General features: G+C 68.0%; 21 protein-coding genes and 1 pseudogene. 4 read left to right on the forward strand and 18 right to left on the reverse strand.

Annotation, left to right across the window (positions count from 1 at the left end; genetic code table 11):
* The first annotated feature begins 51 nt into the window (after positions 1 to 51).
* Entirely contained in the window at positions 52 to 561 is a 510-nt protein-coding gene (locus tag AB0C30_RS41045) for a hypothetical protein (protein ID WP_357954260.1), read from the forward strand.
* 300 nt (positions 562 to 861) lie between these two features.
* Here AB0C30_RS41045 and AB0C30_RS41050 read toward each other — a convergent pair whose 3' ends face one another.
* The 8 genes and pseudogenes from AB0C30_RS41050 to AB0C30_RS41085 all read right to left on the reverse strand — a co-directional run bounded on the left by AB0C30_RS41050 (position 862) and on the right by AB0C30_RS41085 (position 5,923).
* Entirely contained in the window at positions 862 to 1,248 is a 387-nt protein-coding gene (locus tag AB0C30_RS41050) for a profilin (protein WP_357954262.1), read from the reverse strand.
* Between the two features lie 459 nt (positions 1,249 to 1,707).
* Entirely contained in the window at positions 1,708 to 1,902 is a 195-nt protein-coding gene (locus tag AB0C30_RS41055; protein ID WP_357954265.1) for an antibiotic biosynthesis monooxygenase, read from the reverse strand.
* A complete protein-coding gene (locus tag AB0C30_RS41060; protein WP_357954266.1) occupies positions 1,871 to 2,551 on the reverse strand; it encodes a phytanoyl-CoA dioxygenase family protein in 681 nt (226 codons plus the stop codon). Before AB0C30_RS41060 ends, AB0C30_RS41055 begins: the two co-directional genes overlap by 32 nt.
* 61 nt (positions 2,552 to 2,612) lie before the next feature.
* Positions 2,613 to 2,755: pseudogene (locus AB0C30_RS41065) on the reverse strand (IS5/IS1182 family transposase); the annotation flags it as partial.
* On the reverse strand, positions 2,752 to 3,240 hold the full coding sequence (locus AB0C30_RS41070) for an IS5 family transposase (RefSeq protein WP_357954267.1): 489 nt from the start codon (positions 3,238 to 3,240) through the stop codon (positions 2,752 to 2,754). The gene AB0C30_RS41070 and the pseudogene AB0C30_RS41065, both read right to left, overlap by 4 nt.
* Before the next feature lie 41 nt (positions 3,241 to 3,281).
* A complete protein-coding gene (locus tag AB0C30_RS41075) occupies positions 3,282 to 3,935 on the reverse strand; it encodes a class I SAM-dependent methyltransferase (RefSeq protein WP_357954269.1) in 654 nt (217 codons plus the stop codon).
* Between the two features lie 204 nt (positions 3,936 to 4,139).
* Complete coding sequence (locus tag AB0C30_RS41080; RefSeq protein WP_357954271.1) at positions 4,140 to 5,291, reverse strand: hypothetical protein; 1,152 nt, start codon at positions 5,289 to 5,291, stop codon at positions 4,140 to 4,142.
* Positions 5,292 to 5,578: 287 nt separating this feature from the next.
* Positions 5,579 to 5,923, reverse strand: a complete 345-nt coding sequence (locus AB0C30_RS41085) for a MerR family transcriptional regulator (RefSeq protein WP_357954272.1) — start codon at positions 5,921 to 5,923, stop codon at positions 5,579 to 5,581.
* A 91-nt stretch (positions 5,924 to 6,014) separates the two neighbouring features.
* On the opposite strand from AB0C30_RS41085, the gene AB0C30_RS41090 reads away from it, so the two are divergent.
* Positions 6,015 to 6,812 carry an aminotransferase class IV family protein gene (locus tag AB0C30_RS41090; RefSeq protein WP_357954274.1) on the forward strand — a complete coding sequence of 266 codons (798 nt, stop codon included), beginning with the start codon at positions 6,015 to 6,017 and terminating at the stop codon, positions 6,810 to 6,812.
* A gap of 112 nt (positions 6,813 to 6,924) precedes the next feature.
* On the opposite strand, the gene AB0C30_RS41095 is transcribed toward AB0C30_RS41090, so the two are convergent.
* Positions 6,925 to 7,665 (reverse strand): SDR family oxidoreductase, encoded by a 741-nt coding sequence (locus AB0C30_RS41095; protein WP_357954276.1) that lies wholly within the window; start codon positions 7,663 to 7,665, stop codon positions 6,925 to 6,927.
* An 85-nt stretch (positions 7,666 to 7,750) separates the two neighbouring features.
* Between AB0C30_RS41095 and AB0C30_RS41100 the strand changes: the two genes are divergently transcribed.
* Together AB0C30_RS41100 and AB0C30_RS41105 are read left to right on the forward strand one after the other, a co-directional pair.
* Positions 7,751 to 8,386, forward strand: a complete 636-nt coding sequence (locus AB0C30_RS41100) for a TetR/AcrR family transcriptional regulator (RefSeq protein WP_357954278.1) — start codon at positions 7,751 to 7,753, stop codon at positions 8,384 to 8,386.
* Between the two features lie 290 nt (positions 8,387 to 8,676).
* Positions 8,677 to 10,485 carry an NACHT domain-containing protein gene (locus tag AB0C30_RS41105; protein ID WP_357954280.1) on the forward strand — a complete coding sequence of 603 codons (1,809 nt, stop codon included), beginning with the start codon at positions 8,677 to 8,679 and terminating at the stop codon, positions 10,483 to 10,485.
* 179 nt (positions 10,486 to 10,664) lie between these two features.
* On the opposite strand, the gene AB0C30_RS41110 is transcribed toward AB0C30_RS41105, so the two are convergent.
* The 9 genes from AB0C30_RS41110 to AB0C30_RS41150 all read right to left on the reverse strand — a co-directional run bounded on the left by AB0C30_RS41110 (position 10,665) and on the right by AB0C30_RS41150 (position 24,524).
* Entirely contained in the window at positions 10,665 to 12,503 is a 1,839-nt protein-coding gene (locus AB0C30_RS41110; protein WP_357954282.1) for a hypothetical protein, read from the reverse strand.
* Positions 12,503 to 14,749 (reverse strand): hypothetical protein, encoded by a 2,247-nt coding sequence (locus AB0C30_RS41115; RefSeq protein ID WP_357954284.1) that lies wholly within the window; start codon positions 14,747 to 14,749, stop codon positions 12,503 to 12,505. Before AB0C30_RS41115 ends, AB0C30_RS41110 begins: the two co-directional genes overlap by 1 nt.
* Positions 14,750 to 14,752: 3 nt before the next feature.
* Entirely contained in the window at positions 14,753 to 15,919 is a 1,167-nt protein-coding gene (locus AB0C30_RS41120) for a hypothetical protein (protein WP_357954285.1), read from the reverse strand.
* Between the two features lie 4 nt (positions 15,920 to 15,923).
* Positions 15,924 to 18,446 carry a hypothetical protein gene (locus AB0C30_RS41125; RefSeq protein ID WP_357954287.1) on the reverse strand — a complete coding sequence of 841 codons (2,523 nt, stop codon included), beginning with the start codon at positions 18,444 to 18,446 and terminating at the stop codon, positions 15,924 to 15,926.
* Between the two features lie 3 nt (positions 18,447 to 18,449).
* Positions 18,450 to 20,033, reverse strand: coding sequence for an Hsp70 family protein (locus tag AB0C30_RS41130; RefSeq protein WP_357954288.1), 1,584 nt, complete (start codon positions 20,031 to 20,033; stop codon positions 18,450 to 18,452).
* Positions 20,034 to 20,564: a nucleotide exchange factor GrpE gene (grpE, locus tag AB0C30_RS41135; RefSeq protein WP_357954290.1), complete on the reverse strand. Its 531-nt coding sequence runs from the start codon at positions 20,562 to 20,564 to the stop codon at positions 20,034 to 20,036.
* A 206-nt stretch (positions 20,565 to 20,770) separates the two neighbouring features.
* Positions 20,771 to 21,400: a vWA domain-containing protein gene (locus tag AB0C30_RS41140; protein ID WP_357954292.1), complete on the reverse strand. Its 630-nt coding sequence runs from the start codon at positions 21,398 to 21,400 to the stop codon at positions 20,771 to 20,773.
* Positions 21,401 to 21,773: 373 nt separating this feature from the next.
* The gene (locus tag AB0C30_RS41145) at positions 21,774 to 23,726 is read right to left on the reverse strand and encodes a hypothetical protein (RefSeq protein WP_357954294.1); all 1,953 of its coding nucleotides are present in this window, start codon (positions 23,724 to 23,726) and stop codon (positions 21,774 to 21,776) included.
* A 57-nt stretch (positions 23,727 to 23,783) separates the two neighbouring features.
* Positions 23,784 to 24,524, reverse strand: a complete 741-nt coding sequence (locus tag AB0C30_RS41150) for an NUDIX domain-containing protein (protein WP_357954296.1) — start codon at positions 24,522 to 24,524, stop codon at positions 23,784 to 23,786.
* Positions 24,525 to 24,568 lie beyond the last annotated feature (44 nt).

Consider the following 24,568-nt stretch of genomic DNA (forward strand, 5'->3'; position numbering starts at 1 on the left):
GCACGGCTACGCACGCGGCCAGGCCACCGTGACCTGGTCGCCGTTGGCTCAATGGATGTCCGCTTCTATCCGGACGGCAACACCAACTACAGCCGATTGTGGACCAGCGACGACGACTTCGCCGGTGAGGCGACCTTCCGCATCACGTCCGACACCAACACGGGCATGACGACGCGGACGTTCTTCACCGTGGCAGCTGGCTGGACGAAACTCGAAGTGCTGAGCCCGAGCACCTCCAACCCCAACGGCGGCTTCCTGGAGTCGGCCGAGGACTACAGCCGGATCGGCTACGACAACGACAACAGCGATAACCAGTTCATGTGGTTCGACGCCTCCGGGATGACGACCCACTACGGCAAATGGTGGGACTCCGCGTTCGCATCGAGCACGTGGGGCGTCCACGCAGGTCACGGATCGCCAGCTCCGGTTGGACTGGGATGGAGATCAATTACGGGCCCACGATGCAGGGCAACATGGGGCCGGTCGCGGTGCGTCCAATCCGGCAAGGCCATCTATTGGTGGGCCCATCGACACAACGGGAGCGCATCACCATGCCTTTGACCTGGACAACCTGGGACGCCGAACTGTCGTACGGTCCCGTGTACTTCTCCGAGAAGGACTCTGCCCGCGCCAACCCGCTGGGGGCAGAGCCGCTGTGGGGCATCGCGGTCGTCAAGACCGGCAGCACGCTAGGCGGCCAGACTTTCACACTCCGTGGTCGTGGCGCTGCCAAGCGGGCAGATGGGCGAGCGCATGGGAAGCCGCCAGGGTCGGCGCCACTCGGTTGAGATCGGCTGCGGGAATGGGCGGCCGCACAAGTGTCGGCGCCTCGCCCAACAGACGTGAGGGGACATCAGGCCCTCAGTAGCCGAGGCTGATGAGGTAGTCGGCGAGAGCCTCGACCACCTTTTCGGCTGCCTGTGGATGGCTACCCGGCGGGGTTCTCCCAACGATGAGGGCCTGCTTGGTCTTCACCCAGATGATCACGGCATAGTCGTGCCTCCTGCCCATCACTGAGCGGTCGTCATGATGGACGTACATGTACTTGTCGCCGTCAACGTGAAAACCGTTGGTCTGCACACTGGACGAGTCTCTGAACGCGCCGACGATCGTCTTGACCTCCTCGAGGGTGACGCGGAAATCAGGGCTAGCGGCCCAGACCGCATCGCCGGCAACGCTGAAGATCGCCCCTGCGTCGATCTGGCCACTGCTTAGAAGACTGGTATCCACATACGCCTGCCATGACATGTTCCCGCTCCGTCCTGCGCACGTCCCTCCCGGATGAGGGACCCGCCGTATCCGTGGTCTCGTGCTCGCTGCCCCTGAGGGGCGTCCTTGTCATCGTCGAGCAACACGAACACGTGATCAAGTGGTGGCCCCTTTCTGGTCGTGTCCCGGCCGCACCCCCAGAGGCGGCCCAGGCGCCCTGGAGAGCCCAGTCGCGGACGGCATCACGCCCGTCGTTTCGTGAAGTGTACGCCGTACGGTTCACGCGTACGGGAAGAGATATTCCCGCACGTTAACGATCAGTAGAGCAGCGCTCCGCGTGTGGTGGGGAGCTGTGGCGGATGGCCGTAGCTGTAGGGGTTCGGGCCGTCACGACGGCCACGGCTCACTGCCCGACACGACGAACCTTCTTCCCTCGGGCCCCGCGCTCAGCAGCGTGGGGAACGCCTCCATCACCGCATCGAGCTGCGGCAGCTTGCCCTAGCGATCCACCGCCTCTTCATCGGCGTAGACCTCGATCGACACGAACCGGTGCGGCTCGTCGGGGTCCTGCAAGATGTCGAAGTTGATGACCCCTGGGACTCGACGGCTGGCGTCGGCCAATTCGTAGAACATGCGGCGAGCGCGCTCCAGATGGCCAGGGTCAGCAGTGACGGCCACGCGGTAAAGAATCATCTGTCCTCCTGCGGTGCGGCCAGTAGCGGGCGCTGATCGGATTGAGCCCGCCATGGCCGAGCAGTTCCAGCAGCGGCTCGTCCTCGCTCGATCGAGCCTGTTCGAGCAGCCGCTGATAGTCGGCTGAGGGGAGACTGGGCTCGAAGTTGAACTCCGGCATGAAGATCGACGACAGTTGCAGAGTGAGCAGGCGGCGCGCCCGCTCGCTGTGGTTCGTTCCGCCGCGGTGCCACAGGGCGGCGTCCATCAGGACGACCTCGCCAGGCTGAACCTGAATCGTGACCTGGTCGTCGAAGGGGTCGTCGGCGGCCGGCGGCCGGTCGGGACGGTGGTGGCTGCCCGGCACCATCAGGAGTGGCCCGGTCTGCTCGTCCGCCGCGTCGAGGTAGATCAGGCAGGCGATCACGGTCGGCGCGGATACCAGCCGCGACGGTGGCGAGGTGTGCCACACGGTTCCGTCCCCGGTACGTGGGCGGGTGACGCGCACGTTCGAGTTGCGCAGCACGATCCGGGGGCCGAGCAGGCAGCGGACGGTGTCGGCCAGGCCGAAGGACAGCAGCGGGATCATGGCGATCTGCGGGTCCTGCTTGTGCGGGGTCCGGACGTACTGGCCGGAGAACTCCTTGTCGTAGGTTTTGCCATCGGTCAAGGGTCGCCCGTTCGACGACGTTCCTGTGCTTGTAGTGGTCGGCGTCGAAGCCCGGCCGAGGGATGCGGATGGCGCCCAGCACCTTAGGCAACTGCGGGCTGTCGCCGTACTGGCCCGGCGTCAGGACCAGCGACAAGGCCCGGCAGCGGCCGTCCGCGCGGACAAGTGGATCTTGGTGGTGAAGCCGCCTCGGGAGCAGCCTAGGCACTCCCCAGTCTGACCACCTCCGCCAGCCGGGCGGCCAGTGTGGCCAACACCGGATCGCCCCGGTTTGTCCTTACGGCGTCCCCCTTTTGCCGCCCCGGCGCGGCAGGCGGCGAGGGCGGTGTGCGGGGCGCGCCCGCGGCGTGCTGGTGCGCCCGCACCATGGTGGAGTCCACTGCGATGTCCCCATCCAGGCGCCCCTCGGCGTCCTGCCCGGCCTGGATCGCGGTCAGCAGCATCTGCCAGGTGCCATCGGCCGACCAGCGGCGATGCCGCTTGTAGACCGTGATCCAGGGACCGAACCGTTGGGGAAAGTCACGCCAGGGCAGCCCGGTCCGGGCCCGGTACAACACGCCATTGATCGTCTGACGGCGGTCGTTCCATCGCCCGCCCCGCTGGCCGCCTTCGGGCAGCAGCGGCCGGAGCCACTCCCACTCGGCGTCAAGCCACCAAGTCCCATGCGCTACGTGACAACATCGCCACAACTAGTCAGTAGATCTAAGAAAGAGGCCTTAACGTGCGCGCATCAGCACATGGCGGCGGCTTGTCTGCGCATCAGCAAGTGGCCACGGCGGAATCGTTCATCCTCCAAAGGCTCGCGCAACATCCGCCCCACCTCGACGAACTCCTCCTTGCGGGCCAGGTCGGCCAAGTCGTCGATCGGCCACCGGTAGGCCGGCGTGACCTTGTGGTCGAACTCCAACACCGGACCGCCCTCGGATTCGAAGAAACCGAGCAGGAGGTGACCACCCGGAGCCAGCACCCGGCGGAACTCGGCGAAGTATGGCGGCAGTTCCGGTGGTGGGATGTGGATGAGGGAGTACCAAGAGAGCAGACCGCCCAGCTCGCCGTCGGCCACGTCGAAGGCGCCCATCGAACCGACCTCGAAACGCAGGTCGGGGTGGTCTTTGCGGGCGATGTCGATCAGTGCGGGAGACAGGTCGACGCCGAAGGCGTCCAGTCCGAGGTTGCGCAGGTGTGCCGTCATGTACCCGGGACCGCAGCCGGCCTCGGCGACGGGCCGGGGCCCGGCGGCCCGTACGAGTTCGGCGAACGCGGCGACTATCGCGCGATCCAGGGGCAGGCGGTCGAGCGAGTCTCGGGCGAGATCGGCGTAGAGGTCGGCGACGGCGTCGTAGGCGTCCGCCGTCGCGGTCAGATAGGAGGAGGATTCGGCCATGGCGGACGACTGTAGTTCATCGGCCGGCAAAGGTCGTCGATCACCGACCGGCCGGCGCGTCCGTTCCGTAAGGGCCCTCCAGAAAGCGTCTGTTCCGTAAGGGCCCTCCAGAAAGCGGTGGCCGGGCGCGGCCTCGCTGCTCTTCGGGCGGTGTGGATCACGAAGAGCAGCGAGTGGTCCCGCGGGCGTCACATGGGAAGAGTCTCAGCCCGTGTAGTCGGTGGTATGGGTCTGGCCGGTCGGCCACAGATACTTGCCGTGGTCGGCCGTCGTATAGGTGCGGTTGTCGTCTCCCGTACGGGCCTGGATGAGGTTGCGGCGCCAGGTGGAGCCGCGCGCCGACCCGCCCCAGATGTTGCCGTACAGGAAGCCGTACAGCTGCTCGAGCTCCGCCGAGAAGACGTTGTCGGTGACGGTGATGTTCGTGGCGTTGTTGGTCACGCCGATGGAGAGCGCGTAACCCCAGCCGGAGACGTAGTTGTTCGTGACCGAGATGTGGTCGTACACGCCGCTGCCCTGCAGGGCCAGGCCGTTGGTGTTCCCCACGGAGGCCAGGGTGTTGTGGTCGACGATCATCGGACCGCCGTTGCCCTCGCTCTGCGGGCCGATGCCGTCGTGGTGGTAGACGTCATGTGAGGTGTCGGCCATGTCGTGGATGTAGTTGTTCGTCCAGGTCGACGGGCGGCCCGGGAATCCCGTCACCATGATCATGCCCGCGTTGCCCCAGATGTCGTTGTGGTCCATGACGGCCACGGCTTCTTTCATCGTCGTGGCCAGCTGCCAGGACTTGTCGAAGGGCGTGCCGGGCTTGGAGTGGGACGACGAGACGGTGCCGTCGTTGCCGGGAGGCATCGCGTAGGAGTTCGGCTTGAACGTCGAGTAGAGAAACTTGATGTTGTTGTCGGAGTAGATCTGGACGAGGTTGTCGTTGGGGTTGGTGCCCTCGAACAGACAGCCGACGAACGTCAGGTTGTCGCCGTAGATCAGCACCTTCAAGCCCAGGAAGCGCTTGTAGGAGATGACGCTGTTGTCCGGAAACTCGAGCCTCAGCGGCTTGTCGGCGCTCATGCCCGACGCGTAGTCGGTGAGCTTGCCCGGGTACGCGCCCAGGCCCAGCCCTCCGGCGTTGGCCGGGGTGTTGGCATAGCCGGTGTTCGAGAAGTCCGGCCAGTAGCCGGAGCCGTCGTTGGGCCGGGCGTCGATGGCGCTGACGGTCTCTTCCGCCCCGCTCGTTCGCAAGTCGCCGGGGACGACGCTCGTGGAAAGGGCGGCTGCGAGGAAGGCGAGGGCGAGGGCGGCGGAGAGGCAGCTCCGGGCGAGCGAGCGGGCTAACGGGATGCGGCGCCGGTCGTCCATGCCAGGGCGATGTGATGTGTTGATCTGGTGCTCCGATACGGTCGGTTACCGACTCGTGCCGTCCAGCGGCAGAGGCGGTGCTTCTGCATCAGGTGGTGGTCCGGGGTTACCGGTGATTTGTCATGATCACACTGTGCAGGACATTTCTCCCGTCGCGCCGGGATTTTGAAAGTTCGGGGCGAGCGGAAGGTTCGCCCCACTTCCTGCTGCCAGAGAACGCACCCGAACGAAGGAGCCGGGCGGTGACCGGAGTTCCGTCGTTCAGCGAGCGCCGCCGTCCTGATCGGTCAGGGCCGGATGAGGAAGCCCGCCAGGGCGCCGCGGCTGCGCTGGAGATCGTCAATGCGCTTATCCATGGCCTCGAGCTCGCCGGTCAGAATGTCCCAGAGCTCGGCACACCACTCGAAGTCCGGACGCTCGCCGCGCACGCACGGCAACACCACGCGGATCACCTCGGTCGACAGACCCACCTTCAGCAGCGCGCGCACCTGACGCACGGTGACCACGGAGTTCTCGTCGTAGAAGCGATAGCCGTTCGCGCCGCGACCGGCCTCCAGCACTCCCTGTGCCTCGTAGTACCGCAGCAGCCGTGTGCTGACCCCGGTGCGCCGCGACAACTCACCGATCAGCATGCGCCGGCTCCACTCCCAGGTTGACCTTGCCATCGATGTCAAGCCTTAACGTCGCTCGGGAAACGCACATTCCATACTGCTGGAGCGAGGTATGTCTTCTTTCGTTGTGCAACGTGACGGTCGGGTGGCCGACGCCGTGGACCTTGCGCCGCTCGCATTCGCCGGGTACGCCCACTTCACCGCCATGCAGGTGCGCGGCGGCCGGGTCCGGGGGCTGGACCTGCACCTGGAAAGGCTGCGGACGGCCTCCGCCACGCTCTTCGGGCGCGCGGTGCCCGACGACCGGGTGCGAGCCCTGTTGCGGGCGGCCGTCCAGGCCGGACCGGCTGACCTCTCTCTGACGGCCACGGTGTTCTCGCCCGCAGGAGAGTACACGCCGGCGGACGCCGAGCCCGAGTTGCTCGTCCGTACCGGACCAGCGGCGTCCGGCCCCCGGGGGCCGCTGGCGCTGGCGGTGGTGGAGCACGAACGAGTGCTTCCGGCGGTGAAGCACGTCGGGGAGATGGCCAAGACGTACTATCTCCGCCAAGCCGTCGTGGAGGGCTTCGACGACGCCGCCTTCATCGACCGCCGGGGTCGGCTCAGCGAAGCGTCGATCTGGAACCTGGCCTTCTGGGACGGGACGGCGGTGGTGTGGCCAGAAGCTGAGATGCTGACCGGGACCACGATGGGCATCGTCCGCCGGCAGCTCGACCGGCTCGGGGTTCCCCAGCGCGTTCAGCGGATCCGGCCCGCCGACCTGCCGGGAATGGCCGGGGCCGTGGTGATGAACTCGTGGACGCCGGCCGTACCAGTGCGTCGAATCGGCTCCGTGCCTCTGCCCGACGCGCCGGCCTTCGAGGCGACCCTGCGCCGGGCGTACCAGGCCGAACCGCTCACTACCCCGTAACGGCTGGGCGGGCGGCGCAGGGGCCCGGGCCGGTGGGCCCAGTGGGGACGCGCGCCGGCTGTCACTTCGGCGGGCCATCTATCGCTCACCGGCTCAGCAGGCCAGAGCGTTCCTAGCCTTGGACGGTCGGGCGGATGGTGACCTCGCCGATCTCGACATCCCGGGGCTGTTCGATGGCGAAGGCGACAACGCGGGCGACGGCCTCCGGATCGATGCCGAACCCGTCCATGTTGCGGCGAACCTCCTCACGGGCCTGAGCGTCGTCGATCGAGCCGGTGAGTTCGGTACGGACGAAGCCCGGCGAGATCGCCGTCGTCCGCAGCACACCGTCGGTCGACTCCTGCCGAAGGCCTTCCAACAGGGTGCGTACGGCGTTCTTCGTCGCCGCGTAGACCGCCTGCGTAGGCACGATCTTCAGGCCCGACGTCGACACCGTGGTCACCAGATGGCCGTGGCCCTGCCGGCGGAACACCGGCATGGCGGCGGCGATGCCGTACAGCACTCCCCGCAGGTTGACGTCGATCATCGCGTCCCAGCCATCGACGTCGAGGTCGCTCACGGGGCCGATCCGGGCGATGCCGGCGTTGCCCACCAGCACGTCAAGCCGCCCGAACTCCGCCACGGCCTGGCCGACAAGTCGTTCGAGGTCCCCGCGCCGGGTGACGTCCGTGGCGCAGGCGATGGCGCGTCCGCCACGATCGCGGATGTCCCGTGCGAGGTGGTCAAGGCGTTCTGTCCGGCGCGCGCCGAGGACGACCGCCGCCCCACGCTCGGCGAGCAGGCGTGCCGTGGCCTCACCGATGCCACTGCTCGCTCCGGTGATGGCGACGACCTGGCCCTCGATGGCAGTCATAGGAATCCCATTCAGATAAGGTGGACACGTGTCCGCTTAACCCAAAGCTACCGGACACGTGTCCGCTTAGCAAAGCAGGGAATCGATGAACCCCACCGGGCGCCGAGCCGACGCCGCCGACAACCGCGACCGGATCATTCAGGCCGCACGGGCGGTCATCGCGAACGCGGACGAGATCAAGCTCAACGCGATCGCCAAGCAAGCAGGGGTCGGGCAGGGCACCCTCTATCGCCACTTTCCGACCCGGGAGGCGCTGCTCATCGAGGTCTACCGGGAGGAGGTCGACGAGTTGGTGGCGGTAGCGCCGGCACTGCTCGGCGAGCACGAGCCGCTCACGGCGCTGGCTCGCTGGTTCGACCGGGTCGTCGACTACGCGCAGGTCAAACGCGGGGTGTTCGCCGCCGTGGAAGCGTCGGTGTGGCAGGGCCTCGCGGCGCACAGCTTGGGACCGATCGGTGACGCGCTGACCACTTTCCTCGACGCCGGCAAGGCCGACGGAACCATCCGTTCCGACGTCGACGCCCGTGACGTCATACTCCTCACGGGCTATCTGACCCGCCTGGAAGAGACCGAGTGGGACAGCCGAGCCCGGCACCTGTTCCGCATCGTGCTCGACGGGGTACGCCGACGAGTGGAACCCGAGGACAGCCGCCCTCATCCGCAGGTCACTGATCGCGAAGACGAGACTCTTCGAGGAGAAACACCTGGTGACGACGGCTGACGACCCCCGCAAGAGCGCCAAGGGGACGCTCGAATCAGCCTCGGATCGCGCTATCGCGTTGAATGACCTTCCGGCACTTCAGCCCGCATGCCCTATACCCTCATGCCGGATTTATTGATATATGACGCATATACACTCATCCAACATTATGGCCACAAAGACGATCGCACCTCTTACCCGATCAAGCTCGACAACTAGCCTGCCGCCACAACATGCGATATACATTTATCTTCTGTTGTCCCCTCAAGGCATGACCCTGCTGCCTTCTGATGCCATATCAGGAGATTGGGATGCATGTTTCGCACGCGCCGACGTGGCGGTCACGCCTCGTCGGCGCCGTTGCGGCAGCACTCCCCCCAGGCATAGTCACGGTCTTCGGTCACACCTGGCTACTCGAGCATCCCGCGACCACGGTTCTCCTGCTCTCGATATACGGCACCTTCCTGATGGCGTCCCTGTTCGTGCGGGGGATATACCAGGAGGTCACCAAAGGGCTAGAGAAGTCACTGGCCGCAGGGATGGAAGGACGGATACGGCGGAGCTTCACCCAGTTTCCGAGACGTCTACGCGGGCTGATGCGGGAGCGAGCGCGATGGCACGACGGTGATGGCGGGAGAGCGGGCGGCCTGATCATTCCGATCGACACTCTATTCATCCACAACCGCCTAGAGGAGCGCAACCCGGACACAGTTGGAGAAAATATTATATTTCCACCCATTGTCGTGCAGGGCCAGCGCTACGCCCTAGAGAGTCCAGACGGATTGTGGGATCTTTATCGGCGCCATTCGCCCTCTCCTTTCATGGTGGTGGGAGCCGCTGGCAGCGGAAAAACCGCTCTATGGAAGTGGCTGGTTCACCTGCTCTGCGAGAATCCCGCACGCAAACTGTTGCGTGTGGCGCTGCGCGCTCGAGCCCAGGGCGGAGACTGGCCTACGGCGTGGGCGTTGCGGGCGCCCATGAGGGCGGTGGTTCTGGCACTCGACTCCCGGCAGCTCGCCCAGTGCTTCAAGCGCGGACTCGAGGCGCTGGCGGCCCAGAACCTGACATCCCTGATCAGATCCTGCATCCCCGCCGACCTCGCCGCCACCGAGCCGCCGAAGTGGCTCGAGTCGAAGCTGCTGCAAGGGAGCTGCGTAATAATCATGGACGGCCTTGACGACATCGGCGACCGCGAATTCAGAAAGAGCGTTCTCACCATGGTCGACAACGCCAGGGAGAGCTATCCCGGCAACTTCTTCCTGCTCCTCGGCCGGCCCTACGCATTCGAGGACCATCAGCTTGCTGGACGAATATTTCTAGAGATAGCGACATTCAAGGATGATCAGATCAAGGAGTACATCCGCCGCTGGTTCCAGACCACTGCCGATATCCGGTCAAGTGGGCCAGGCGTTCAGGTCCGGGGCAACCGCGGGAGTGCCGACGATCTCATCAACTGGGTGACGACGGACCCAGTCCTGCGAGACTTCGGGAGCAATCCCTTGCTGCTGTCCGCGACATGCCAGTTCTACGAGTCGAGCCCCGACCCAGTCGAATTCCTGCGTTCCGGAGAGCTGTGCGGGAAAGTGTGCGACTTTCTCCTTGCAAACGGCATCCGAGACGAGCAGGCCATGGAAGGGGCCCGGCAAGGGCTCGACCGCGGCCAGCTTGACGCCTTGGCCTACTTCATGTGCAAGGAGTATGGAGACTCAATACCCCGGCAAATGGCAGAACGATGGCTGACGGACCAACTACAAGAGGGCGACGACAAGAAGGCTGCCAGTCTCCTGAAGGCCACCAGCCGACGGAACGGCATTCTCGTCAGAAAGACCTCGGGCGCCTATTCGTTCGCGCACCCCTTCATCCATTGGCACTGTCTCCGGTCAAGCAATCCTGAAGAGTGGATGGGACAATTCCTCTGCACGAAGGTGGATGACTCCCGGTGGCGCGCTCTGACGCTTCACTATGCCCGCCGATACGATTCGAGTGAGCTCCTGGCCGCCTGCCGAAAGAGCCCATCTGACAACGCCTCACATCTGCGCGAAGCGATCGACGGCGGCGATTCGCTCTCTGCGACGCCATCGAGCGCCAAGGAGCTGACGACGAAACCCGGTGACCTCTGACGTGGGCCAACCCTCCTCCCTTGGCGAGACCGCAGAGACCCGTCAGGCCTTCTTGACCAACGTCGCTAAGGAACGGGAGATCTCTCCTTGGGAGATGTCCTCGAGGCGCCGGAACCACCAGCGACCGAGCTTGCCGGACACCGCCCGCTTCAGCCGCGCGCCTTTCGTGAGGACGATCCTTACGTGGTGATCGCTGAGCCCGATCTCGCGGACGGTCCCTGCCAACGCCCGGCGAGCGCCTTTCCGACGGGCGCCGCCATCAGCGGCGCGGTAGTCGCGGCGCCCAGTGTCGGCGCGGTGTCGTGCGGTAGCCACATGGTCAGCAGCAGCAGGCTCAACAGGAGGAGCATCAGGACGGAGGTCGTCACCGTAGCGGCGGCGAGCGTCCGCCGGAAGATCAGGTAGCTCAAGGGCAGGCGGCCCGGTGGACGCGGCCTGGTGTCCCACGGCCTCCTCGCGTCACCCGCCGTCAACTCCGCCGCTGCCAAGGTCCCGTCGGCCGGCTGACCGTTCAGCCGCAGCCCGCCCAGCCAGCCGAGCAGTTCGACGATCTGCGCCCCCTGAGGCGGCAGGCCCGAGGTGAGGTAGCGGACCTCCGCCCCCTGGTGGTTCAGCTCGCGTACCAGATTGCCGAGCCCCATGATCGTGAGCCAGCGGGGCAAGTCGTCGATGCCGCGTCCGGAGGTGGTCCGCTTGAGCAGGTCGGCCTTGGTGAGGACGACCGCGACCCGGCGCTGCTTCCCGCCGTCGGCCCTGCTGGCCAGCTCGTTGCGCAGACGGGTGAAGGTGTCGGCCGGGTCCTCTCGGGACAGCACCACGCCCTTGGCGGCCAGTGCCTGCCGCTCGGACTCCAGCAGGTGATCCTGTACGTCGGGCAGTGCGAAGGGGTCGATGACCAGGATCAACGCCTCTCCGTGCGCCAGGTAGCGCATCTCCTCGACCCTGCTGGCGCCGGTGTAGTGCTCGCCAGACGGATCGAACAGGTAGAGGATCCGGTTGCCGCCCCTCTTCCCGGGCAGCGCCACGTCCAGCATCACGGCCTTGGGCAGGTCGGCGAGCGTTTTGCTGATCTTCCCCGACGACAGCTCCACGCGCAGCTTCCGGAACGCCTGCTCGTCGCTCTTGTCGGCGAACAGGGCGCGGCCGCCCACCGCATTCACCGCGCCGTGGACGGCGTCGACGCCGAGCGCCATGAACGTCGTCTTGCCCGCGTCCGGGCCGCCGACGAAGGGCAGCGGCTCGATCCGCACTCTGCCGACGCGGGTCGGCAGCAGGCGGTCACAGTGCGGGCAGTACGCCTGGAGCCGGTAGCGGCCGAGCGGGACGATCGTCGGCAGGCGCGTGCCGCACTGGCAGACATGCCGGGCGGCGCCGTTCAGGTCGGGTCTCAGCTTCGCGTGCTTGCGGCCGCAGGTCGAGCACGCGTAGACGGGCAGCGTAAACCGGGCGTAGCAGCCAGGATAGGGACAGGTCTGCAGGATCCGGTACACCAGCATGAACGCCTGCTCCACGACCCGCAGCCCCGCTACGCAGATCAGCCAGACCAGCAACCCGAGCGCAACCGTCATCGTATAGAGCACCATGATCAGCGCGCCGAGCACCAATACGGGCACCGCGGCCGTGATGATGCCGCCACAGATGCCGAGCCAGATGGGGAACAGGAACCAGGCCTGTTGGCCGCTGAGGAGCGTGCTGGTGATGTTGCGCAGCGCCTTGTCCGCCTGTGTGGCGATGCGCGGGGACGTAGTACGCAGGATCGCCTGCCAGTCCTTCCACACCTGGGAGGACAGGTAGTGAGGGTAGGCGGGGTCACGCCCTCTCCCGGCCTCCGGCGGCGGGACCGGTGACAGACCCGCCGTGAAGTCGGGCACCAGGACCGCGTAGGCCTGCCGAAGGTAGAGGCCGACCGCGACGAGCGTGCTGCCCAGCAGGACGATCGGATAGAGCACCATCGCGACGAACGTGCCGACCATCATCGCGACGAACCACGCGATGACCAGGAAAAGCAGAAAATACATCAGTTGTCCCCCCAGCGCAGGATTCCTCGGCGCTTCGACCTCATGAGCTCCCGCAGGCCCTCATGCAGTTCGGGATCCTTCTTGAACCTGCTGTCCATGAACGCGAACGGCGAGCGGCTGTTGGCCACGCCGTGCGCCCACTCGTCCAGGCTGGAAATGAGCACGCCATGGCCGCGCAGCCGGATCGCGATCTCCAGCAGCGCCGTCTGCTCCTCCCGGCTCGGCCGAGCGGCCAGCCAGAGATCGACCAGCCAGTCCTGGGAGCGCCTCGGCAGCTCCCGCACCAGGACCATCCGGAACGCCGGATCCTGCCCGGCGAGAGTCTTCGCGGCCAAGGCGCGTACCAGGGCGGCGAGCTCGGCATCGAGCCGGCCGGCCAGGGCGGTGAGGCGTTCCACCTCTCTTACGGCATGGACGGGAGTGCGCACGCCGCCCAGCTCGGTCACCAGCAGCACCGCCTCGGCGTCATCGGCCACGAAACCGGCCAGCCCGGCGTCGCGTACCCTGCCGGCGACGTCCACGGCCTCGCGGCTCTTCACCCCCACGCGCACGAACAGGCGCGCGGGCAGGCCGCTCAGCGTGGGGTATTCCTGTACCTGCTCACCACCCGTCTCGATGAGGCGGCGCACTTCATCGGCCTTCGGAGCGGCCTGCCAGATGGCCTTCAGCGTCTGCTCCCGCTCCTCCCACGTGCCCGGCGCGTTCCGGAGTGACAGGAGCCGGACCGTCGCCTCCACGCGGTCGAGGCCGCCGGACTCGACCTGCCAGACGATCACGGCGCTCGCGGTCGCGGGCGCCGCCCGCAGGTCCCGGTCGGCCAGCAATCGACACAGCTCAGGAGATCGGCGCAGGTCAGCTAGGAGCGCATCGGGCGCCGCGCGCTCCAGTCCGTGGACCAGCCCGTCCAGCAGCGGCTCGCGCCAGGCGAACGGGGTGCGGCCGAGCTGCTTCGACACATCCGCGAGGTCGGCGCGGGCCAGAGCGGCCGCCGCCCGCTCCATGTGCGCCGCCGGCAGCTCCAGGCCGGCCGCCTCGGCCGTCCGGAGGATGCCGACCAGGCGGTCGAGCCGGTTCACGGCGTCCAGCTCGGTCAGTGCCACCGCCGTCACCCTTGGGCGGTACGCGTGCGGCAACGGTGCGCGCGGCCGCCCCAGCTCCGGGTCGTGCAGCGCCAGCTCGACGCACCGCGCCATGCACGCACCGGCCGCCTCGGCGGGACCGTGCTCGGCGACCGCCGCCGCGAGGGGGTGACCGAGCAGGTCGGCCCGCTGCCCCAGCAGGGGCCACACCCACTCGGGCAGGCCGTTGCGGACCAGCTCGGCCACCGCCGCCTGCTCCTGCGCGGAGAGCGAAGCGCCAGTCAGGCAGAGCGCCACCAGCGCCGCCGCCGTGTCGGGGTCGGCCGCCTTGAACCCGGCGAGCTCGTCGATCCCGGCGAAGTCCATGGACCGCCACAGCTCCCGCACGGTGGTGGAGAAGCGGCCGGTCTCGATCGGCTGCGGCTCCTCGGCCAGGACGACGACGGTCGCATCCACGTCGGAGGGGATCCAGACATCGGGTGTGGTCCCCACGACGAGCTGTGCGGTCGAGGCCGGGTCCCCGCTGTAGGTGACGAAGGACAGCCGGGTGACCGCGTCCCACGGCAGCGAGTAGGACAGTACCGCGATCCAGCGGACGATCTCATCGCAGTCGGCGCTGACCAGGATGATCCGGCCGTCCGCTTGGACGAGGCTGCGCCGGACGAGTTCGAGCAGGATGCTCAGCCGTTCGTAGGCGGCCGCCCCGCCGGAGTCGAGCCATCGCCCGAGAGACTCGGGGTCCAGCGCGGCTCCCGGCATGAGATCGACCAGCTCGGGCAGCTCCGAGCCGGGCGAGGCGGAGGTGTCCGCCCACAGCGGCGCCTGCCAGAACTCGATCGGCCGCAGCCCGACCAGATCGTCGTCGGCCAGCACCAGGGCGTGGCCTAGGAAGTTGCCGTATCTGCCCGAGTAGTCCTGGCCCAGGTAGACGCAGCGGACCAGGGCGTACCGGTCGCCGACCGGACCGTACGACAGAGCGACCGGCATCGCGCGGATCCGCTCCGGTGACGGCGCGGTCGGCGTGTTCGGTGGCGGCCGGTACGTGAGGTACGGCGTGACCTGCTGACCCGACCCGGCGGGCAACCCCGGGCTCTCGGCCACGATCTGAAAACCGGCGCGCCCGGACGGCCCTGTAGCCGCCGAGGTGTAGTGGAGCTGCCAAGCCACGGGCTACCTCCGTATGCCGTCGAGCATCTTGAACCGGTACAGCAGCCACAGCAGCGGATCCTCGACGCGGTACGGGCGGATCCCGCTGCGCGCGACCGTCTCGCCCTCCGGCACCGCGCCGAGAGCCGACAGCCCGAACAGGGCGTAGTCGTCGTACTGCTGGCTCAGGTAGCGGTCCACCATGCCCGCCTGCCACTGGTGCAGCAGGGCTCGGACCTGCTCGTCCACGGCCTCCCGGTCATCGAGGTCGAGCGCCCCGATCGGCTCGCGGGTGCGGTGCAGCGCCGACTGACGCTCCATGAACTCCCGCAGCTCGTCGATCTTGCTCAGGGCGACGGCCGTGGGAATGGTCACGCGCCCCTTGTCGCGCTTGCGCAACAGCTCGGTGACCCTCACGACGACATCCATCTGGTCACTCATCAGGTCGTCAGCGAGTGTTCCGCCGCGTTCCCTGGCCGAGCCGTGCAGCGCCGCCTGAGCGCCGGGCAGTTCGAGCGGATCCAGCAGGAAGATGACGGCGTCGGCCGCCTGCAGGTAGCGCAGGTGCAGCTCACTCATCTCGCGCTGGCGCAGGTCCTCCCCTGCCGTGTCGAACAGGACCAGGGTCAGCGAGGCCGTACGCCTGCGGAGCCGGCTGCCGAGCGTACGCGTGAAGAGGTAGACCAACGGGTCGCGGGGCACATTCGCCGACGACTGCGTGAAGGTCAAGAGCTTGTGATCGGCGTAGAGCGGGCGGGCGAAGTCCGTTTTGTAGCGTTCGATGGTCCGGTCGTCGCACGGTACGAGCGAGGCGTTGAGCTCCTCTCCGACCCGGTTCATGAGCTCGTGGACCAGGACCGCGATGTAGGTGCTCTTGCCCGCGTGCTTCGCCCCGACGAGCGCGACAATCTTGCCGGGGTTGGCGCAGTACTCCGCCGGAAGCCTGTTGTGGCACGACGGGCAGACCCGCCACGCGGACTCCCGCGAGCAGGTGGGACAGACGGCGCGCCGTCCCGGGCGCCGCACGGAGAAGACCGGTGGCAATACGGGCGGGTTCGGGCCGCCGCGGAAAGCGCCGAGCATGCCGTCCGGTTGCGGCGCGCAGCCCACGGTCCGGCCGCTGGGGCCCAGGCAGCGGAAGGCGACGCGGTTGGGCGCTACCTTGACGAAGCAGAAGGGACACGTGATCACAGCCTCACCCCACCTTGAGCACGCGTACCGGCGGATCGATGAGCTCGATCGGGCCGTCGGCGAAACACCGCAACCAGTACGGTTTCGGCTGTCTGGGCAGCGGAACGACCAGCCGGGCAGGCGCGCTGATGTCGGACCACTCGGCCAGCACGCGGCCGTCTTCGGCCGAGCCCGGCTGGACCCCGCCCGCCTTGATCACGAGGACCAGGCGGGCGACCCGCGCGGGTCGCCCGGACGTCAGGTGGACGACCAGTTCGCGGTGCCAGGGAGCCCCCTCTTTGCGCAGGTCGTAGCGGATGGGTACGACGGCGGATAGCGGCGCGAGCACGGCCGGCCCCCGGACCCGCGTGCCGTTCACCACGCTCGTCGGGGCCAGGTGGATCTCCGGCGCCTCTCCCTCGGGGATGTCGAGGCGGATGCCCCCCTGAGACCGGTAGGCGGCCGACGAGACCACCAGGCGCCGCGTACCCCACGTGACCTCGATCTCCGGCACGTCGCTCGGCCACTCCAGCCCGATGTGAACCGTTCCGCCGCGACGCACCGCGCTCACCCGCCGGGGCGACGTCAGATTGACGTGCTCGCGGTACGCGCCGATGGTCGCGCTGTCTCCCGCGACCGTGACGGCCAGGAGCACGCCGGACGCCTGGGCCGAGCCCAGCAGGTAGCCGTCCCGTGTGGGCGTGGCGGACAGGACCTGGCCCGCCGCCCGCACCTCCTGGAGGGAGACGACCGTCCCGTACGGCCAGCGGGGCTCCGCCGCGAGCATCATGAACTGCGGCACGCCCGACGGCGGCTCGGCACAGCGGATCAGCAGTTCGCCATGACCGCCCAGGGCGGATTCCACCGTGAAGTCGGCGACCGGCACCGGCCTCGCCTGGGGCGTGACGGCGCGCCGCAACCCCGGCGTGGTGACCTCGCCCCGGCCATCGGGATAGACGGCCGCGATGAGGTAGTCGTAGGTGGTGCCGTTACGCACGTCGCGATCGCGGAAACCAGAGCCTTCCACGGGTATCGGCCTGCCGTCACGCTTGACGACGACCCTCGACACCTCAGCCGGGGTGCGCCACTGACCGGTGACGACGCCATCCACGGCGGTCAGCCGCAGGTCTTCGGGCTCGGGCCGGAGCGTCAAGGGAGCGCAGTCGACCGGGGCCGACGAGGCCTCCCCGCGGCGGGCCGCCACCGAGTAGATCACGGGCGTGTTCACCGGCGGCCGTGCGTCGGAGGCGTTCGGACGCGTCGCCTGGGCGAAGGGAACACCGTTTCGGTACACCTCATAGTCGATGTCGCCGGCTCTGGACGGTGACGGCTCCCAGGTGATGGCCACCACGTCGCCCCGCAGGCGCGCCCGCACCTGGCCCGGCGGCCGGGGCGGGAGCCCGGCCAGCAGATCCTGCGCTCCGGAGAGGTCGGGGGCGCGGCGCAGGGCGTCCTCGATCATGATCCACGCCTGGTCGGGATCGGCCTCCGTACGTGCCTCGTCGCGCAGCCGGATGGCTTTGGCCAGCCGGGCGCGCACCTCCGACGCCAGTTCGGCCGTCTCGCCGCTCAGCGCCTCGGCCGGGAGCGCCTCGACGAAGTCCACGGCCGCCTGGATCTTTCCCGCGTCGATGAGCTCGCGCAGCCGACCGCCCGGGCCGCCCGACACGCCGCTCTCCTGGCGGATCGCGAAGACCAGCCGTTTGGCGTCATCCGGATCGAGGCCGAGGTCGTCGGTGGCGTGCCGCATCAGCGTGTGGTCGGTCGAATGCTCGCGGACGCGTTCGCGCAGTCTGGCGACGGTGTCGTAGAGCAGGAGCGCCGCGGGGTCCGGAGTGTTGCGCAGGGCGCTGAAGATCACGTCGGCGCTCACCGTCCACGGGCCCCGGGTCTTGCGCTGCGCGTCTTGTTCCAGCTTGGCGACCCGATCAAGGATGCCGGGGATCTCGCCCATGACCCGGATCCCGGTGCGGCGGTCGGGGAAGACGTACCCGGCGAGGTGGCGCTCGTCCAACGTGTCAAGCGCCGCGCGGACCTGGGCGTAGGCCGCGTACGGCGGCGACTGCGGCAGCGGGTCGGGTTCGCGCACCTCGATCCCCAGCGCGGCGGCCAGGCCGGTGGCGTCCTGGGCGCCGAGCCCCGCCGACGTGGCGATGCCCGCGACGACGCCGGGCGGCAGCAGCCGGAGCTTTCCCGCCGCGTCGTCCAGCCGCTGCCGCACATCCGCCAGGCGCTTGCTGTCGCGCTCGGCGGACCGCTTGATCTCGGCGTGCAGCGGGCCGCGATCACCGTCCGCCGCCGCCTGGAAGATCGAGGTGTAGTTCTTGGCGTGATCGGCTTCCAGGGCGTCGATCAGCTTGCGGAACTTCAGCATCTGCCGCGAACGCCGCCAGCACTGCCGGACCTGCCGGACGGTCTCGGTGACCTCGGCGGCGCTCATGTCCTCCGTGACCTGGTAGCGCTGCCGCAGGTCCACCGGGGGGGCGCCACCGGCCTGCCGGGCCGGATCGAGCACCTCCCGGACATATCTGGCCTCCTCGAACGGCATGGATCAGTCCACACGGATCTGGGACAGTGAGGCCCTCGACGAGGCGACCTCTTCCTCGGACATGCCGCCGATCTGGATGTCGAGGTCCAGTTGCTCGCCTCGTTCGTTCTCCCGGGCCGTGACGTGCAGCAGGCCAGAGGTGTCCAGCGTGAAGGTCACCTCGATCGGGAAGCCCGCGGGCTTGCCCGGGGGGATGCGCAGGTCGCCCTCTCCGATCTTGTCGTTGTCGTCGACCTCGCGGGACTCGAGGCTGCCGGCCTGCTCCATCACCTGGATGGCGACGGTCTCCTGGCCGTCGTCCAGGGTCACGAAGCGCTTGGTGACAGCGGCCGGGAGTGAGTCGTTGGCGTGCACGAGGTGGGTGACGTAGTCCCGCCGGGACTCGCCCTCCGTCGAGACGATGCCGAAGGCCCGCGAGGCGACCGTCTTGATCGTCCGGCCCTCGATCTGCTGCCGCTGCGTGCCGGACAGCCCCGCCTCGAGCGCCATCGTCTCGGCCTTGGCCCGATCCCCCGAGCTCAGCAGCCGGCGATATGTCTCCTCGAACGCGTAGAGGGCCGCGCCCTTGGCCACCGCCAGGTCGGGGTCCTGGAGCCGTGGCGTCAGTCCGAGTTCCTTCTGCAGGGTTTCGGCCACCGCGGGCATCCTCGACGAGCCGCCGACCAGCACGAGGTGGTCGAAGGCGGCGACCCCCTTCGTCCGCGCCGTCTCCTGCGTCCGCCGCACGATGGCCACGGTGCGCTCCAGCAGGTTCCGGGTGAGCGCCTCGAAGGCGTCCCGGGTGAACTCCACCGTGGTCGCGCGCCCTTCGTGCATGACTCGGGCGTTCTGCTTGACCCGGGTGGACAAGGTCTTCTTGAGGTTTTCCGCGATCTTGCGCAGGTCCTGCTCGGTGGCCTTGCTGTCCAGCGGATCGCTGACGTCGGGGTGCTCCCGCTTGAAGCTGTCCGCCAGGTGCTCGACCAGTTGGTCATCCCAGTCGGCGCCACCGAGGCTGTGGTCGCCGTCGGTGCACACGACCTCGATGTCGCCGCCGCGCAGAGTGATGACGGTCGTGTCGAACGTGCCGCCGCCCAGGTCATAGACGAGGATGTGGCAATCCTCCTCCGGGTTGAGCACACCGTAGGTGATCGCGGCGGCTATCGGCTCGGAGACGATGTCGATCACGTTCAGGTCGGCGATCTGGCCGGCCTTCCTGGTGGCTTCGCGCTCGGCCGCGCCGAAGTACGCCGGGACCGTGATCACCACGTCGGACACGGTCTTGCCCGTCGCGACCTTGACGTCTTCGGCCAGTTTGCGCAGCACCAACGCCGAGATCTCCTCCGGCGAGTACGCGCGACCGTGCAGGGTCCTGGTGACTTCGTGACCCATGTCGCGCTTGATGCGGCTGATCACGAGGTCCGGCTGGGCGACCGCGCTGTCCTTGGCCTCCTGGCCGACCACGACGTTGTCCGGCGTCTCGAAGAAGACCACGGAGGGCGTGGTGTCGACCCCCTCACTGTTGCGGTGCACCTCCGCCCGGCCGACCTCGTCGATGCCGGCGATGCATGAGTAGGTGGTGCCGAGGTCGATCCCGTATACGGCCATCTATCCGTCCTTCCTCTGCTCTTCCGCCGCCCCCTGCGGCTGTGCGTCGACGGCGCGGCCGACCACCACGTCGGCCTTGCGCAGGACTCGCTCTCCCTGCTGGAAACCGGCCGAGAGCACCGCCATGACCTGACCGTCCGGCCCCGGCTCCGCCCTGGTCGCCCGGTGCCTGGCGGAGTCGTACGGGTCGCCGGGCTCGACCTCGATCAGCTCGGCCCCGGTCCTGGCCAGCACCTCGGCCACCTCGGCGGCGATCGCCTCCAGGAGTGAGCCGACGTGGCGATCATTGCCCGGCGTCCCCCGGAGCCTGGCCGCTTCCCGGTCAGCCAGGTCGTACAGGCGGTAGAGGCCGGCCCGCACCGGTGCCAGCGCCTCCTGGAGCAGACCATGACGGAGTGCCTTGTTCTCTTCGAAGAGCCGGTCGATGATCTCTTCCCGATGAACGGCACGGTCATGGTCATGCTTGAACTTCGCCCTGATTTCCGCGGACAGCTGTTCGAGTGCGGCCGCAGTTGGGCCGATATCCGACATAGTGCTTATTTCAGGAGATTCTGGGTCGGATGGGGGGATTGTCATAACGAGTTTCCGTTTGCTAGGGGGACGGGGAAATTCGTGAACCAGAGTGTATCGGGCCGCGCCGCACAGTGAATACCAATAAAGGATGCGATTTTCGATTAAAACGGTATTTGGTCACCGACCTTATCCAGATTCGGCGCGTGCTTAATTCCGGTTTTCGGCTACCGATGCGCGAGCCGTTGGCCGGTGGCCGCGGCGAGCGCCTTTCCGTACAGCAGGCTGAGCGCCTCGGCGTCGTCGAAGCCCTCGGTGACGACCGCGGCCAGCCTGGCGTCGGCGGCGAAGCGTCTCGGCCGGTAGCCCGAGGGCTGGTCCGGCACGGCCAGGTAGACCCCATCGAAGTGGCGGACGAGCGGGACGAGCTGGTCCATGTCATCCGCGAACTCACCGTCCGTGATGGCGACGAGGACCCGCCTGGCGCAGGCGCCGCCCTCCTCGTCGTGGCCGCGATCGAGAGCCTTGATCGCGGGGATGAAGTACGTGTACTGGCCCGATTCCACGTTCCCGAGCTCTTCGGCGGCCCGCGTGAGGTCTGCCGCCCGAGTAGGAGCGAGGGTCAACGAGGCCGTGTTGGCGAACCTGACCGTCGTCAGCAGATCGTCCGGCCGCATCTCCCGGGCCATGAAGGGCTTGAGCAAGGCCAGCGCCGAGTTCCGCGTGTCGACGCTGTCGTCCATCGAGGCGGAGAAGTCACCGGCCACATCCAGGCATACGACGCCCTTGGTCTGCCGCGCCCCGGCCAGGGTGGCGTCTTCCAGCGAATCCCCCCGCCCGCTCAGATACCAGATCACCCCCGCCCCAACAACAGTCAGGAAAAGCACCCCAACTACGGCAATTCCGGCTAATCTTCCCGAACTGCCCGACAGGTCCCCACGCCCACTGCCGGGCAGCCGTCCCGGAGAATTCCCCGGGAGACCGGGGCGATTTGCGAACATCACTGACCTCCATCACGACAGAGCGCGGGGAATGCAGGATATGACGCTGTATGCCAGATGGAGTGATATTCCTCGAGAAGGGATCGAATTTGATATACGGGCGATTCACCTAAAACGCGAGAGCGACCGCGCGCATGTCACCTGACGCCCAAGACGCCACCTTAAGGTCACTTGGACCATATCGCGGCCGCCCGCTTTAAGTCAAGTTGACCCTAAAGAGGGGCAGGCTTCATGATCGACGGGGAGGCTGGTCCAGCCCGCCCGTACGCAGCACGTCGCGGACGAACTCGGCCGCGTTGTGCGCCGCCCGCTCGTGCCAGTCGTCGTCCTTGGCCATCCCCCAGTCGCAGATGGCCTTCACGACGATCCAGTCGACCTTGCCCTTGGCCGCCGCCGCATAGACGCCCAGCCCTTCCATCTCGCCGCCGATCGCGTCGGGATTCGCCTCGATCATGAGCCGGCGTGCTGTCTCCGAGTTCAGCAGCACGTTCCCGGAGAGGAGCGGGCCGTAGTGGATCTTGGGGCCGTCCTGCGTCAATCTGGCGTTCTGGCATCGGTCGAGCAGCGTCACCGACGGGGCCACCCGCTCGCCTCGCGGGATCTCGACCGGGGTCCCGGGCGTGGGCTCGACGATCTTCTTGTGATCCGTGATTCGCAACTGGGTGCACACCAGGATGTCCCCAAGCCGCTGCTTGCCCTCGCGCAGGCCGAAGCAGATGCCGGTGAGCAGCAGGTAGTCGGGGTTGAGCTGGGAGATCAGGGATTGGGCGGTCAGGGCGGCGCCGCCGGGACCGGTGGAACCCGGCTGGGTCTGCGCGAGCAGCACCCGGGCGCGGCTCACGATGCCCAGTTCGAACGCGGTGTGAAACGCCAAGAGGTGACGTCGCGGGGTCGTTCCGGTGACGCCGGTGACGGCATCGATCACGGCCTGCTTCTCCTCGGGCGTGGCGACCATGATCAGGACGGTTGATGTTCCGAGCACCGGCCGCATCTCCTCCCGGAAGTTGTCCATGCGCTCCCTCTGCATCACTGCCGCTCGCCGCAGCGTGACCACGAAGAGCAGCACGGCCATGATCCCCAGAATCGTGTTGAGCCACCCCACCACCCATGCCTGCGTGGTCGCGGGCACCAGATCGGCCGGGTTGCCACCGACGAGGCGCCAGGCGAGCCAGCGCAGGGCGGTGCCGTAGCTCGCGGGCCTGCCCGCGCAGTCGGCAGCACACTCCGCCCGCTCCCAGTCGGCCAGCAGACACGCCTCAACCGCCACGGAGACCGCGACCGCGAAGACGTAGAGGCCGAACCCGGGGACGGGGTTGGCGGACTTCGGGGTTCCCACGTCCGATGCCGACCCCATCGCGAAGAACGTCACCCCGGCGGTGCCGGCGCCCACGGTCGCCGTGATGGTCTCGCGCATCGCCCCGGTCGTCGCCCCGTCGAGAAGGCAGAGCAGCGGCCTGTTGACCTCGACGGTCTCCGTACGCGCTCCCAGGTCCCCGGCCGCCCGTGCCACCTGGGCCCGCACCAGCGCGCGCAGCCGATCCGTGACCTGGCCCAGCAGCGCGGGCGCCGCCGTGGTGTCGTCGCAGTGGCACAGCGGCATGGACCAGTACTGGAAGATCATCTCCTCAGCCGCCCACCGCTCCTGGCGACCGCGAGCCGGCAGGTTCAGGATCCACCTGACGGTCATGGTGCAGATCATCGCGCCCATCAGCACCGTGACGTACAGCAACGCCAGCACGGAGAGCAGCAGCCCGATCAGCCACGCGGCATACCAGTGCCAACTCGCACCCAGCAGCACCATCAGCGCCGCCACGGCCAGCGACACCGCTGGAGGCCCCATGAACATCATGAGGTCCCAGCTCTTGCCGACCAGGTGCAGCAGTTTGCCCGGCCGACCGGTGACCCGCTCGCCGCGAGGAGGCTCCAGCAGCGCGAAGGCGTCCAATCCGTGCCAGACGAGCCGCCCTTCGCGCGCGGCCGCGTACAGGATGATCGACAGTGGCGCCCGCTCGCGGATCAGGCCGAAAATGCCTCTTGGCCGGATCGTCCGGAGCACCTCGCGGCCGCGCTCGGCGCGGCGGAGCACCGCGGCCGCCTCACGCGCGGTACGGAACGATATTCGCAGCCGATCCGAGCTCGCCTCCCCCGGCGGGCGAGTCTCCGGCGAACGCTCAGGAGACACGGGATCCACCATGCCGCATCGACGGACGGCGCGCGACGGGTCGTCGTGGACGGCAGGTCAGGCGGTGACCGTTGACGGGTAGGCGTCGCGATCCACGTCGCCCGACCGCGGCAAGGGCGGGAACAGCAGCGCGGCCGCGCCCCGGCGGTAGAGCGCGGCGGGCCGGCCGATCTCGGGCGTGCTCAACTCTCCGGTAGGCACCACGAAGTCGGCCGCCTTGGTCACCTTGCGGCGGAAGTTGCTGGGGTCCAGCGGGAACCCCCAGATGACCTCGTAGATGTGCCGCAGGTCGGCGATGGTGAAGGGCTCGCGGCAGAACGCCGCCGCCGCCGTCGTGTATTCGAGTTTCGAGCGGGCCCGGTCGAGCCCTTCCCTGAGGATCGTCAGGTGGTCGAAGGCCAGCTCGGACGCCAGCGCGGTCTCGACGGGCACCCAGTGGGCGGTCGCGGCGTCGGTGCCCGCGACCGGCGCGGGCAGGTCGGGGCCGAGCGCGAGGTAGGCGACGGTGAAGGTCCGGCCGCGCGGATCGCGTTCGGGGGCCCCGAACGTGCGCAGCTGCTCCAGGTAGAGGCCGCGGCCGTCGACGCCCGTCTCCTCCGCCAGCTCGCGGAGCGCGGCCTGGTCGAGGTCCTCGCCGACCCGCACGTAGCCTCCGGGGAGGGCGAGCCCACCCTCGAAGGGCGGCTTTCCGCGCTCGATCAGCAGGACACGCAGGCTGGCATCGCGCACCGTGAAGATCACCAAGTCCACGGTGACCGCCGCGGACACCGTCCCGTCATGCTTTGATGCCCGGTTCACCACGCTCACAGAATATCTAAGGTCACCTTGACCCAATACCCGCC

The organism is Nonomuraea sp. NPDC048901 (assembly GCF_040649695.1).
In the GTDB taxonomy this organism is placed as follows: Bacteria; Actinomycetota; Actinomycetes; order Streptosporangiales; family Streptosporangiaceae; genus Nonomuraea.

Excerpts from the sequence above, each read along its gene's own strand:
- AB0C30_RS41100 (WP_357954278.1), top strand. The coding sequence starts at position 7,751 with ATGAACCCCACCGGGCGCCGAGCCGACGCCGCCGACAACCGCGACCGG.
- AB0C30_RS41110 (WP_357954282.1), bottom strand. The coding sequence starts at position 12,503 with ATGTATTTTCTGCTTTTCCTGGTCATCGCGTGGTTCGTCGCGATGATG.
- AB0C30_RS41105 (WP_357954280.1), top strand. The coding sequence starts at position 8,677 with ATGCATGTTTCGCACGCGCCGACGTGGCGGTCACGCCTCGTCGGCGCC.
- AB0C30_RS41045 (WP_357954260.1), top strand. The coding sequence starts at position 52 with ATGGATGTCCGCTTCTATCCGGACGGCAACACCAACTACAGCCGATTG.
- AB0C30_RS41080 (WP_357954271.1), bottom strand. The coding sequence starts at position 5,291 with ATGGACGACCGGCGCCGCATCCCGTTAGCCCGCTCGCTCGCCCGGAGC.
- AB0C30_RS41050 (WP_357954262.1), bottom strand. The coding sequence starts at position 1,248 with ATGTCATGGCAGGCGTATGTGGATACCAGTCTTCTAAGCAGTGGCCAG.
- AB0C30_RS41090 (WP_357954274.1), top strand. The coding sequence starts at position 6,015 with ATGTCTTCTTTCGTTGTGCAACGTGACGGTCGGGTGGCCGACGCCGTG.
- AB0C30_RS41085 (WP_357954272.1), bottom strand. The coding sequence starts at position 5,923 with ATGCTGATCGGTGAGTTGTCGCGGCGCACCGGGGTCAGCACACGGCTG.
- AB0C30_RS41130 (WP_357954288.1), bottom strand. The coding sequence starts at position 20,033 with ATGGCCGTATACGGGATCGACCTCGGCACCACCTACTCATGCATCGCC.
- grpE (WP_357954290.1), bottom strand. The coding sequence starts at position 20,564 with ATGTCGGATATCGGCCCAACTGCGGCCGCACTCGAACAGCTGTCCGCG.
- AB0C30_RS41055 (WP_357954265.1), bottom strand. The coding sequence starts at position 1,902 with ATGATTCTTTACCGCGTGGCCGTCACTGCTGACCCTGGCCATCTGGAG.
- AB0C30_RS41075 (WP_357954269.1), bottom strand. The coding sequence starts at position 3,935 with ATGGCCGAATCCTCCTCCTATCTGACCGCGACGGCGGACGCCTACGAC.
- AB0C30_RS41125 (WP_357954287.1), bottom strand. The coding sequence starts at position 18,446 with ATGCCGTTCGAGGAGGCCAGATATGTCCGGGAGGTGCTCGATCCGGCC.
- AB0C30_RS41095 (WP_357954276.1), bottom strand. The coding sequence starts at position 7,665 with ATGACTGCCATCGAGGGCCAGGTCGTCGCCATCACCGGAGCGAGCAGT.